General features: G+C 37.1%; 8 protein-coding genes. 3 read left to right on the top strand and 5 right to left on the bottom strand.

Translation table 11 applies throughout. The features are described from left to right. Position 1: 1 nt before the first annotated feature. From G9H60_RS07595 to G9H60_RS07580, 4 genes are all read right to left on the bottom strand, one after another. Positions 2–1,684, bottom strand: coding sequence for a helix-turn-helix transcriptional regulator (locus G9H60_RS07595; RefSeq protein WP_223143456.1), 1,683 nt, complete (start codon positions 1,682–1,684; stop codon positions 2–4). 313 nt (positions 1,685–1,997) lie between these two features. Then, positions 1,998–2,894 carry a glycoside hydrolase family protein gene (locus tag G9H60_RS07590; protein WP_223143455.1) on the bottom strand — a complete coding sequence of 299 codons (897 nt, stop codon included), beginning with the start codon at positions 2,892–2,894 and terminating at the stop codon, positions 1,998–2,000. A 321-nt stretch (positions 2,895–3,215) separates the two neighbouring features. Continuing rightward, entirely contained in the window at positions 3,216–4,985 is a 1,770-nt protein-coding gene (locus tag G9H60_RS07585; RefSeq protein WP_223143454.1) for a RagB/SusD family nutrient uptake outer membrane protein, read from the bottom strand. 68 nt (positions 4,986–5,053) lie between these two features. Next, positions 5,054–8,311 carry a SusC/RagA family TonB-linked outer membrane protein gene (locus G9H60_RS07580; protein WP_223143453.1) on the bottom strand — a complete coding sequence of 1,086 codons (3,258 nt, stop codon included), beginning with the start codon at positions 8,309–8,311 and terminating at the stop codon, positions 5,054–5,056. A gap of 347 nt (positions 8,312–8,658) precedes the next feature. Here G9H60_RS07580 and G9H60_RS07575 point away from each other — a divergent pair, with 347 nt between their 5' ends. Together G9H60_RS07575 and G9H60_RS07570 are read left to right on the top strand one after the other, a co-directional pair. Beyond that, positions 8,659–9,540, top strand: coding sequence for a pirin family protein (locus G9H60_RS07575; RefSeq protein ID WP_223143452.1), 882 nt, complete (start codon positions 8,659–8,661; stop codon positions 9,538–9,540). A gap of 5 nt (positions 9,541–9,545) precedes the next feature. Continuing rightward, a complete protein-coding gene (locus G9H60_RS07570) occupies positions 9,546–9,941 on the top strand; it encodes an OsmC family protein (protein WP_223143451.1) in 396 nt (131 codons plus the stop codon). Here G9H60_RS07570 and G9H60_RS07565 read toward each other — a convergent pair. Next, positions 9,938–10,972 (bottom strand): sialidase/neuraminidase family protein, encoded by a 1,035-nt coding sequence (locus tag G9H60_RS07565; RefSeq protein ID WP_223143450.1) that lies wholly within the window; start codon positions 10,970–10,972, stop codon positions 9,938–9,940. The genes G9H60_RS07570 and G9H60_RS07565 overlap by 4 nt on opposite strands. Before the next feature lie 134 nt (positions 10,973–11,106). Between G9H60_RS07565 and G9H60_RS07560 the strand changes: the two genes are divergently transcribed. Then, on the top strand, positions 11,107–12,393 hold the full coding sequence (locus tag G9H60_RS07560; protein ID WP_223143449.1) for a M28 family peptidase: 1,287 nt from the start codon (positions 11,107–11,109) through the stop codon (positions 12,391–12,393). Positions 12,394–12,403: the final 10 nt, after the last annotated feature.

The raw sequence follows: 12,403 nt of genomic DNA, 5'->3' as shown, positions 1-12,403 counted from the left end.
TTTAGCCTTTCAAAAAGTGTTGTTTAATGTATTTGCTTGTATAACCTACCCTTTGACTGATCTTTTCGATGGGTACTTGTTTGTTTTTTAAGTCTAGTACGATTTCTTTTTTAATCTGCTTGATTAATTCCAAGGTGTTTTTATCGTGTTTTTTCAATAGTCGATTTAAATGGACACGGGATATTTGGTAATGTTCCGCAATGCTTTCTACACTAATTAAGTGTTCATTTTTAAACATGTCTTCCCTTATTCTTTCAGGAGTTATATCCGTTTTAGGCATACGGTAATTTTCTGGAATTCCTTTATTTCTGTATCGGATAAACACCGTGCTTGCTATGATCACGACGAGAGTAAAGCCTAAAGCAATTGATAGAGACGAATCTAATTTATTTTCGTCCAAAATTTCGGGATCTAATCTCGGTAAAATTTCGTTTATTAATTGCGGGAGATTGATGACATATAGGCCCTCTGTAGAACCTGCATACACTTGTTCATTCCAGCTACTTAAAGCTCTTTTATTGAATTCTACGTTTTCAATAATTTGAAAAACTTCCTTGTTTTGAGTATAGAGAAAAAGCCCTTCAAAACTGGTAATCAAGATATTATTCCCAATAAAAATGGATTGTATGATGTGCTTATGGCGAAAGAGAAGTTGACTTTTTTTGGTTTTTAAATCAAACTCATACAGGCCATCATTGCAGGAAAGAATGATCTGTTCGCCTTTGATGGTGATGTCATAGATAGATGAACCTATGTTGGCAGACTCTAATTTTCTTTTATCAACATCGTAGAGGTATAACTTCCCATTGGCATTGCCTAGTAGGAGCATACTTCCTAGATTTTCCATATCATGAAATTCCGACGTATGCGTAATGACTTTTTTGAGGTTAAGATTTTGCAAGTTAATTGTACCAATAGCTTGCGTGGACTGAAAATATGTCTGATTCCCTATTTTTAGTAGTTTTTTAAAATGTTTGATATCCGTATTCAGTGGAAGTAATTCCCATTGACCATTGCTTAATTGATAAATGGGGTCTGAATTCAAATAATAATGATTGTCAATTTTATTGGTTTCCCCACTGGAAAAATTAGTTCCAGGAATGGGTTTGTTTGAAAAAACTTCATTGGTAGAGTCAATGAATATTCCCGCATATGTGGCTACCACTCGGAAATTGTCATCATGGTAAATATGTCGAATGGATTTGCCACGGTGTTTGATGGAATAAAAATTATGAATTCGGTATTCCAATAGGATTCCATTGTAGGCTAGGTAATATAAATTTCCGATGGATGCTTCCGTCATGTTGTATTGGTCATAACCTGGTAGAATGGTTTCCAATCTACGGTGTTTGACTTGATGGCTCTCTGGAAACTGCAAGGTGCTATACGTCCCGAATACGTCTTGTTTGTCGTTTTTACTTATCCATGTAAAACGGTCGTTCTCTTGTGGAGTAAACTTTAATTCGTCAAAGCGACCAGCGTTGAATTTATATAAGTGATTGTCAGTACGGACAATTAGATTCCTTCCATCTCCATCAATGTTGGCAATTTTTTCAGGTAGGGAATATGTTTTAACAAAAATGGTGTCTTGTGCAAACATATCTTGTGCAGACCATAGGAGAAAGCAAGAGAAGAGTATTCCTTGACAAATACTTAAAACAAGATTTTGAGTATTTAGACGCATTTCATCAAAAGATTCACAAATTTCACTAAAAGTAACACAATTTTACATTTTAGTAACAAATGTTCCTGATTTAGTACTCCTATTTAAAGAATTATTTACGCCCTTTATTTTAATTTTGTAATCCGATTTGTTAGTAATAAAATGAATGAATCGGGAAAAAATAGATTGCATAAAAAAAGATCGATTGTTGGAGGGATTTAAACAACCTTCTTTCATGAAAATTTGATTAATTATTAGAGAAATAAGTAGAACACGGGTTATTAAAGTCTAGACTTGATTCAGGTCTAGGCTTTTTTGTTTTAGAATGCTTGTATTAATTCGACTGATATACATGAACCTGGGAATGCATGGTATATAATCGAAAGCCTTGTTGGGCAGGAACGATGATATTACTGGATTGATTATTTCCAATAATGGGATTTTGAGGGTATTTAGTCCAATGGATAAGGTCTTTTGAAACGGCCACATTACTGGACCATTCACGCCAATCTTTATAAGCGGTAGCGTGATAATAGCCATAATAATAACCTTGGTAGTAGATGACTTGATTCATGGCAACACCATATAAATCATAAGGCTCCGGCCCTTTGTTTAGTACCGGTTGATCTTGTACATTGACCCAGTCAATCAGGTTCTTGGATTTAGCTAACCAAATCCCCAGGTCATCCCGTTCATAAAATAGGTAGTAAAGGCCTTTTACAACAATGACGCAAGGAGTGCCAAAAGACCCTTTTTCGATGGGTTGTCCATTGGTCTTTTTAATGCGAATGTTTCCCAATGCTTTCCAGTTGGTCTTATTTGCAGAAACCAATAGGTGTGTTGTATCACCTTTTCCCTCTGCAAACATATAATATTTACTACCTTTTTTAATGACAAATACATCTTCTATCCATTGCTGGGGATTGATGGGATTGGAAGCATGTCTTTTCCATTGTATTCCATCTTTTGAGGTGGCATAACCTAGATGTTTGACAGGATCGTTTTTAGTATATCCTGTATACCACATGTGATAACCATCTTTTTCTTTTAGGATATATCCTCTTTCGCGAATTTGTTCATCCCAAGTTGGGGACCCCGTGCCTGTAAATATGGCTTCTTGGACCAATGGTTTAAACTTGACTAGTACATCGGGGAATATATATTGACAATGGGCAGCAAATGAGAGGAAGAAAAGGGCAAAAATATAGCGTAATGAATTTTGATTTTTCATGACTTGAACAAGTTTAGAGTAAGCTTCGGCTAATCATCTTGGAAGAAAATAAATCAAAAAAAGTCACATGAATATCAGGTGACTTTTTTGCATTACACTTCATCAACAAACTAAATTCTTAAAATTAATACTCTCAAATTAGATAGATTCTTCTTAATTCACAATAGCTTTTAGGAGAACATTGATTTCCAAACGATAATTTTTTATAAAAATTGTTAAAATCACTCTCAGATTAATGCAAATGGGGAATTTGGCATTAAATCCCTTGTAGATTATAGCAATATTTAAAAAAGAAGCCTACTACATGTAGGCTTCTTTTTTTTACCATCCTGGATTTTGTCCTAGTTTGGGATTAGTAATTAAATCTCCAGCAGGAATAGGGTATAAATAGTGTTTATTTTCCCATTTCCTAGGTATGTTATTGAACCAAGTCAATTCTCCCGAAGTACCATTTGAAAGTAATTGAGGATTAGTCTTTCCACTGATTAGTGGAGAAACCTCTACATAAGTAACTCCTGAAACTTTGGTTGGTAGTTTTTGGTAGAAGGCTACATCCAATTTCCCATCTTCATTTAAGTCTAAAGGAGTATCCAAATTTGGCACATACATTCCATTCCATTCCATTTGCATCAGCTCTCCTCTTCTCCATCTTACAATATCATCAAAGCGGAAACCTTCCAAGCATAATTCAATACCTCTTTCTCTACGTACCTCCAAGATAATCGGATCAGAAATAGCAGGAAAATAGGTTGTTTGGAGGTAAGTGTCAATGACCTTTGGTAAGGTGCTCGTTCCACCTGTTATACCGGCTCTTTTTCTTAATAAGCCAATGCTCGCAGCCCAATCAGCATCAGTTAATGAACCTAATTCTGCTTTTGCTTCAGCATAATTTAGTAATACCTCAGCATAACGGATGATGGAGACAGAGTTGATATTTAAATCTCGAGTATCATAATACATATCATCAAGAGCCCATTTAATAGGTTGATAGCCTGTAAAGGTATAAGAGAACAAAGGAGGAGCTGCTTCTAAAACCCCATTGTTTAATCGCTTGTAATCTCCCGAACGAATGGTTTGTTGTAAACGCTTATCTCGACCTTTTACTTCATCCTTGAACAGCATCGTTTTATATGCAGGATTATTGGTGAAAGGTGTACCATCAATGTTTAAATAAGTATTGATGAAGGAACGAATGAAGTTGGCCTTATCACCATAGGTTCCTGAAGTCCAATACCAGTTACCATCATTTAGGTTATTCAATGCCAAGTCACAAACAGCAGAAAGTATCACCTCGGTTGCTACTGGTGCTGGGTTAATGAACACCTGTCGGTACGATTTATCCACTCCAGCACCATCATATAATTTATAACCAGCTTCATCCATTACCACTTTAGCAGCAGCAGCAGCTTGAGTTAATAGGTTAGCTGAACTGGAAGCTAAATTTAAATTAGTGTGGTATTTTCTTAATGTGCCTTCATAAAGACAAACGCGTGATTTGAAAGCAAATGCCGCATATTTTGTAATCAAACTACGCGTTCCTTCTGTTTTTGCCGTGATATTAGCACAAGCAAAATTCAAATCTGCAATGACAGAGTCCATCACCATGACGCGAGAATCTCTCCCCTTATTTAATAGTTCAGTATCTGAAACATCCAAGGGTTTATTGATCCATGGCACATCACCAAAGCGCTTTACTTTTTCATAATAAAACCAAGCACGAAAGAATCTAGCAATACCAATGTAGTTATTTCGAACCGCTAAAGGAACCTTGGGATCGTTGCAGTTTTTAATGAAATAGTTGATATTTCTTAGATCAGACCAAGACCATCCTGAACTCACCTCCGCACTAAAGTTACCTGGAGTGATGAAAGGTGGGGTGTCTTTTCTGGCTAAATAGTCAGACATCGCATCAGCACGATGTAAGTTTTTCCCATTCATCATGTTGTAGAATGAATTGGTATATAAAATCAGGCCGCTTTCACTACTGAAAATGGGGCCTTTGGTGGTCGTTGCCTCTGGAATTTCTTCCAAACTACATCCAAAAAACAAACTGGATGTGAAAAGTAGGCAGAAGATATAGTTAAGTTTCATGATCTTTTGTTAAAATTTTAAGGTTGTTTTACCGGCTAAGAATTTTCTAATTTTTGACTCTCAGCTCATTAAAATGTAATAGATAAACCAAGTGTTACACTTTTCATCAATGGATAGTTATAACCATCACCAGAGTTTCCTCCGGGAGAGAACACTTGATCAGATGCTACGGCATTTTCAACATCTATATCACGAGTAATATTAAATAGCGGGGAAGCTGTCCAAATATTTTCTGCTGAAACATATACTCGGGCTGCAGTAGAACCAATTTTGGAGGCAACATGACTCGGTAAATTATACCCAATTTGAATGTTTTTTAAACGGATATAACGCACATCTTGCATGTATTTAGTCTGAGGAGCAGAAAGTGTTCCATTGGCATTACTGGCTATACGCGATACGTATCTTGGAAAATAAGCATTGACATTATCTTCTTTCCAAATATTGCCCAATTGGCTTTTTGGAATTCCTCCATAAGGTCGATTGTATTGTCCCCAGAATAAACTAGCCTCTCTACTTGGGTACCAATTTTGTTGGCCTACACCTTGGAAAAATGCAGAGAAGAAGAAGTTTTTCCAATCAGCCCCTAACATGATACCATAAGTATAACGTGGTGTAGAATTTCCGATGATGGATCGGTCTCCAGGATTGCTAACGCGGCTTGTCCCTGGGGTAATACGACCATCACCGTTGGAATCCACAAATTTGATATCACCTGGATACCAAACCCCACTATTGGCACTACGGAACAAATCTTGTTTTGCACTGTTTTTGACATCATCTGCTGAAGTAAAATATCCGGCAGTAGTATATCCCCAAATTTCGCCCATCACTTGTCCTTCATAAAAGTCGCTCAATAATTTTTGAGGATTATTGTATTTTTTTATCACTGCAGTGTAGTCAGATAGCGTTAAACGGACATTGAATTTTAATGGACTAGATGCTACGTTTACTTGATCATTATAGGAAAGTAACATTTCCCATCCTTTAGTTTCTAAGTCAGCATAGTTTCCTTTCGGTGCAGATGCTCCAAATACAGCGGGTAAAGTTAAACCTACGGTAAACATATCAGTAGTAGTTCTGATATAGGCATCTGCATTAAAGTGCAGGCGATTATTCAACATGGAAAGGTCAATACCAATATTTTTTGTAGTGGCCGTTTCCCATGTCAAACCTTCTGGAATGACCGTTGGGTTAGTGGTGAATTGTGGCCTTTGACCGTTCAGCACTAATCCAGATTGAGCAATATTAAACTGCTCTAAATAGGCATAGGAATTGATATTTCCATTTCCTAATGAACCATAGGAAGCTCTTAATTTTAAATCTGTTATTAGCTTTTCTGGTACATTCCAGAATGCTTCTTTGGAAAGTCTCCAACCCAATGAATAAGAAGGGAAGAAGGCAAAACGTTGGTTACTAGGGAATTTAGAAGAGCCATCATATCGGGCATTTACTTCCAATAAATACTTGTCTTTGAATGAATAGTTTAGACGAGAGAACCCCCCCATAATTTTCCAAACTTCCCAACCACCGCTGGTGGTGATGGATTGGCCGAGCGCAAGGTTTATATCATTGGCACCTTCAAAGATTAGTCCATTTCTTTGGGCTGATAATCTTTTAAATCTAGATTCCTCATAATTGTAACCTGCCATCACTTTTAAGTAATGATCTTCATGAAAAGTATTTTCATATTCCGTATAGAAGTTGGTCGTTAGGTAGTTTGTCTCCCTGTATACATCATTGATGAAATTGGTGGTCGTTCCTACATAGGAAATAACCCCAGGTTTTACACTATAAGGAACGGGTACTGCCTTGGTTCTATCATTATTGTCAGTGGTTTGAATGGTGACATCGCCCTTAACACGTAATTTGTTTTTGAAGAAATCAGCTGCAAAACCAGTTGTATTTCTAAACACACGCTTGTCGTTATCAATACCATTTTTTCCATAATAGAAATCTCCAATGTTATAAGCCGCAGAAAATGATAGTGTACCATCTGGATTTAATAATGGAGAAATAGGGTGTCCCTCATCCGCTATATTTCTCCAAATTCCACCACCTTCTCCCACATTGAGTGGATTGTGGTATTTCATGTTAGAGAATTGGGTGAAGTTCGTCACTTTTAACCAAGGATACAGTTGAACGCTTCCCTTTCCTGAGAAATTCAACATTTGGTAGTCGTCCGAATTGTACCTGAATAAACCATCCTGTCCAAAATATCGACCTGTTAATAGGTAACTCGCTTTGTCACTACTTCCAGAGATACTTAGATTATGTTCTTTGGATGTGGTAACCTTTTTATACAAATGTCCATAGTAATCTGTGCTTCCATAATAGACATATTCCCCAGTTACAGGATCAATTTCATAATCGGGTAAACCGCCAACTTCCTTTCTACGCTTAAACTCATTCAAGTAAGCTTGTGAAAACTTTAAAGTTTTATTTACGTTTTGAGGAAAACTTCCTTGGAAGTTGACAAATGACTCCGCAAACATGGAAGCAAAAGTATATCCATCTGTCACTAACTCAGGAACGGCAATCGGGTTTTTCAAGGAATAATTAGATGAGTAAGTAACCGATGTTTTTCCTTTTGTTGGATTTTTTGTGGTGATTAAAACCACTCCAAATACACCTCTTGCCCCATAAATTGACGCAGATGCGGCATCTTTTAATAGCGTTATGCTGGCGATGTCATTTGGGTTTAATAAACTTGGATCACCTTCTACGTTGTCAATCAATACCAAAGCATTTCCTCCTTGACCAATGGATGTGGTTCCGCGAATATTAAAACTTGGGGCTTGATTTGGTTTTCCATCCCCCATTTTGATATTTAAATTGGGCATCACACCTTGAAGACCTTGATTTAAATTGGTTAAAGGTCGGTTATCAAATACTTCACTACTGACTTGATCTACAGCTCCAGTTAGGTTGGCCTTTTTCTGGCTACCATAACCTACTACCACGACTTCTGTCAATAATTTGGTATCAACTTTTAATTTCACGGTAAGAGTGCTTTGACTTCCTACTTCTATTTCTTGGGGGATATAACCCACAAAAGAGAAAGCTAAAATGGATTTTTCATTGTCGACATTGATTTTGAAATTTCCATTAATGTCAGTAGTAGTTCCTCGAGTACTACCTTTTTGCGTAACGGATACTCCTGGAATTGGAGCACCATTTTCTTCCGTAACTTTCCCAGTGACGGATTTGTCAAATGGGGAAGCGCTTGCCCAAGTGGAGTGAACAGCTCCACATAGCAGGACTAAATAGAGAATGCACATTCTCAGGTACGAGACATGTTGTCTCATGGTAAGAGTTTTTTTCATAAAGGATAATTATTAGGTTGATTGGATGTTTCCTGATACTCTAGAATAGAGAAAAGGAAAGGAGGATTAGTTTATATAGTTGGTGTAATTATAGAATATTGAATACAAATTACAGAAAAATAGTAAAATACAAAGATTGATTAGGATAAATTTATTTTTAGGCATGAGGATTGAGGAATTTTCCACAAAAGTGCCTCTGTGATATGAACTAACATGTTTAAGGATATTAAGTAATGGTTAAATTTCTATGGTGGAAGATTCAGGAATTGAATTCATTTTTATTCATCTAGATTAAGTTTTATTCTTTGGCAAAGCCCGTAAATTCGTTGCTATAAATCATATAAGCCATGTCAAATATTCAACTGATTATCGAAGAGCGGGCAGCCAGTATTGGTAATTTTATGGTAGGAAGACTCTTACCTTTTCGTCAAAAAAGAATGATTGGGCCGTTTTCATTTATTGATCACATGGGGCCAACCAAATTAAATGAAAGGGAAAATCTAGATGTTTTGGCCCACCCCCACATAGGTTTATCCACTTTGACTTACTTGTTTGAAGGAAGTATCTTTCATCGGGATACATTAGGTTCCGCATTAGAAATAAAACCTGGGGAAGTAAATTGGATGACCGCCGGTAAAGGCATTGTACATTCGGAGAAGACTCCAGACCATCTGCGCCATTCCGATAAAGTTTTACATGGTTTACAAATTTGGGTGGCCTTGCCTAAAGACTTAGAACAAATGGAACCTTCCTTTGCTCACATAAGCAAAGAAGAATTGCCTACTTGGAATGAGGGGGATTCTCAGTTTACTTTGATTGCAGGAAAAGCCTTTGGGCGTGAATCTGCAGTGCCTGTCTATAGTCCTTTGTACATGATAGAAATCAAGAGTAAAGCAAGAACAGAACTGTCTTTGGGAGATCAGCTTTTTGGAGAATCTGGAATATATATTTTGGAAGGCGGAATTGAAGAAGGGGGAAATACCTTTGGTCCCAAGCAGTTACTCGTAGCGAAGGACCATAGTCTATGTACATTTACGATGGATGCGAATACCACCATTTACATTTTTGGAGGAGAACCTTTTCCAGAAGAACGTTTTATCAATTGGAATTTTGTTTCTAGTGATAAAGCTCTAATCGAAAAAGCCAAAGATGATTGGATCAATCAGCGTTTTGATAAAATTGCTGGGGAGGAGAATGAATATGTTCCTTATCCTAGTTTTAAAAGATAAGTCACATGGGAAAAATTACATCACATCTAGGTAATGCGTTATATCAAGTAGATATTCAAAGTGATTCAGGGAATCGAATAGTAGCGGATGAACCGGTGGAACTCGGAGGGGCTAATTCGGGATTTTCTCCGGATGAACTTTTGAGGGCTGCATTAGCGGCATGTACCACTGCCACTTTACGCATGTATGCCGACCGTAAAGGTTGGGATTTACAAGGTGTGGATTTAAAATTAGATTTTGTTTGGGATAAGGAACTTCTTAAAACCACTATTTCTCGGGAAATACATCTGACAGGGAATTTGGATGAGGCACAAAAAGAAAGGCTTCTGGGAATCGCTAATCTATGCCCTATTCATAAAGTACTTAGCAATCCCGTTGAAATTAAGACTAGTCTAAACTAAGAACCTAGTTTTTGTCCAAATATTTGACCTTGGTTTTCCCAAATAATAAAACCTTGTTGAGTATTGATGGCTTTTATAATTGGAAATCTACCAGCCCCTAAATTTTGAGTGCTTCCTGTCTTACTTGATTTTAGGAAAATTTGTCCCATGTGACTCCAAACCAACCATTGTCCGGAAGAAAGCATGGCGGTAGAAGCATTTTTTCCAGGTCCTATGAGTGTTTCTTCCCCTTTTATTCCAGAGGTATATAGATTTTCTGCTCTGCGCCAAACACTTACAATTTCTCCATTAGGGGCTATATCTAAACTACCTCCATCCATTGGACAAGCATTTAAAACCCAGGTTCCCAATCCCAATTTTTGAGCCTGTCCATAGGTTTTGCCACCATTAGTAGATTGAATCACATACATATCTCTAGATCCTTGTAACCAATTTCGAAACATGATGGCTATGTGATTATCTTTCATCACAATATTGGGCTGGCAGCATTCACAAATGCTTGATTCAGGAGAAGTATATACCAATTGATTTTTTTGCCAGCTTTTTCCTCCATCCAAGGAGGTGCTCGACATTAATTTATTTTTTCTGTCACCTCTTAAATCAAGCCAAATGACTGTGAATTGTTGCTTTTTGTTTGCCGAAATAGCATTAAATCCTTCTTTGGCAATTTCTGGAATATCATTTACTTGGTTTTTTATCCAGCTTCCCGTTTGGGATTTTCTAAAAGCATATACATTGCCTAATTTATCAATCGCTGTAATGATGGTTTCTGATTGAGAGCTTGCGATTCTAGGTCCACGGGAGGCCCCCAAATGTAGTCCAACTAAGGAATCTACTAGACTAGGTTCAGAAAAATGCTTTCCTTGATCTGATGAAAAGGAATAATATAATTTATTTTTTTGGCCAAATACTACCTCTATTTTACCGGATTCTCCAAGACAAAAATCGGGTTGCTGTCCTGAAATGGAGAATAAGGATGTTTGTGCAAAAACGATAGGACTGATCAATAAGCAAAATAGAATTTTGAGCATCTTTTATAGGAGTAGAGTTAGACAAAGAAAATCCATTTACTGCAAAATCGCTAATTAAGCACTAAATCATTGATATTAATTTAATACTTTTAAATCTTGAAATTCATCTAGCTTAGTATAAATCATCCATCAACATGAGAAAAATAAATTTAGTGTTTGTCGGCCTTCTATGTTCCATCACGGCCATAGGTCAGTCGATTGATAAAATTATTAACGTCAAAGAAGTAGAGCGTATTGAACGCTATTTAGCTTCCGATGAATTGGCAGGAAGGAAACCATTTACTCCAGGAATTGAGAAGGCAGCGCAATTTATTTCAGACGAATTTGCTCAATCAAAATTGAAGAAATGGGGGAATTCATCCAGCTATTTGCAGACTTTTCAAATGTATAAACCTACACTCAAGTCCATGCAAGCGAGTTTAAATGGTGAAGTTTTAGATAGTAAAAAAATAGTGGTGATAGGAAAGGAAACGAAAACCATCATCCAAGAAAATACTGACTATGCTCAAGCAACGATAGCCAAAGGAGAAAATTTCTTTCAATCGGCCTATCGATATATTTCAGGTAAAAAACCTACGGTGGTTTGGGTAGATGAGGATTTTGCAGCTTTATTTGCTCGATTGAGTAACCGTAATATGTTGAGAGAGAATCAAGTGAATGTAGCCTTTATTTTATCCAATAAACCAGCCACAAAATTTAAAATTGAAGTGGAAAATGAGATTACCCCCATGCCATTGAGCAATGTAGTGGGAATTATTCCAGGGAAATCGTTGGCGAATGAATACGTTATTTTTTCGGGACATTATGATCATTTAGGGGTGATGCCCAACCGAGCAGTGAAAGGCGATTCCATATATAATGGTGCCAATGACGATGCTGCGGGAACGACGGGTATGATGATGTTGGCCAAGTATTTTAAGAAATGGAATAAAAACGAGCGAACTTTAATTTTTGCTGCCTTTACTGCCGAAGAAAGCGGAGGTTTTGGGGCTACTTATTTTTCAGAGCAGTTTGACCCAGCTGCTGTGAAAGCCATGTTCAATTTAGAAATGATTGGTACAGAAAGTAAGTGGGGAAAAAATAGTGCCTATATCACAGGCTTTGAGAAGACCGATATGGGGGCTATTTTGCAAAAAAATCTGGAAGGGACGGGATTTACTTTTCATCCAGATCCCTACACGGATCAAAATTTATTCTATCGCTCAGATAATGCCACGTTGGCTAGATTAGGTGTGCCAGCCCATACTATTTCTACATCCAAAATGGACAGTGAACCTAATTACCACAAACCGAGTGACCAAATTGAAACCTTGGATTTAGATAATATGACAGCCATTATTAAGTCCATTGCTTTAAGTGCACAAACCATCATTTCTGGTAAGGATACTCCAAGCCGAGTTGATACTTCTCAATTGAAATAAACCTGAAGAA

Source organism: Aquirufa aurantiipilula (assembly GCF_019923745.1).
In the GTDB taxonomy this organism is placed as follows: domain Bacteria; phylum Bacteroidota; class Bacteroidia; order Cytophagales; family Spirosomataceae; genus Aquirufa; species Aquirufa aurantiipilula.
Note: the sequence above shows the minus strand (reverse complement) of the source record. Positions and strands in the feature narration are given on the sequence as shown.

What these genes read in the sequence shown, in the direction of transcription:
- G9H60_RS07585 (WP_223143454.1), bottom strand. Translation starts at nt 4,985, where the DNA reads ATGAAACTTAACTATATCTTCTGCCTACTTTTCACATCCAGTTTGTTT.
- G9H60_RS07590 (WP_223143455.1), bottom strand. Translation starts at nt 2,894, where the DNA reads ATGAAAAATCAAAATTCATTACGCTATATTTTTGCCCTTTTCTTCCTC.
- G9H60_RS07580 (WP_223143453.1), bottom strand. Translation starts at nt 8,311, where the DNA reads ATGAAAAAAACTCTTACCATGAGACAACATGTCTCGTACCTGAGAATG.
- G9H60_RS07595 (WP_223143456.1), bottom strand. Translation starts at nt 1,684, where the DNA reads ATGCGTCTAAATACTCAAAATCTTGTTTTAAGTATTTGTCAAGGAATA.
- G9H60_RS07560 (WP_223143449.1), top strand. Translation starts at nt 11,107, where the DNA reads ATGAGAAAAATAAATTTAGTGTTTGTCGGCCTTCTATGTTCCATCACG.
- G9H60_RS07565 (WP_223143450.1), bottom strand. Translation starts at nt 10,972, where the DNA reads ATGCTCAAAATTCTATTTTGCTTATTGATCAGTCCTATCGTTTTTGCA.
- G9H60_RS07575 (WP_223143452.1), top strand. Translation starts at nt 8,659, where the DNA reads ATGTCAAATATTCAACTGATTATCGAAGAGCGGGCAGCCAGTATTGGT.
- G9H60_RS07570 (WP_223143451.1), top strand. Translation starts at nt 9,546, where the DNA reads ATGGGAAAAATTACATCACATCTAGGTAATGCGTTATATCAAGTAGAT.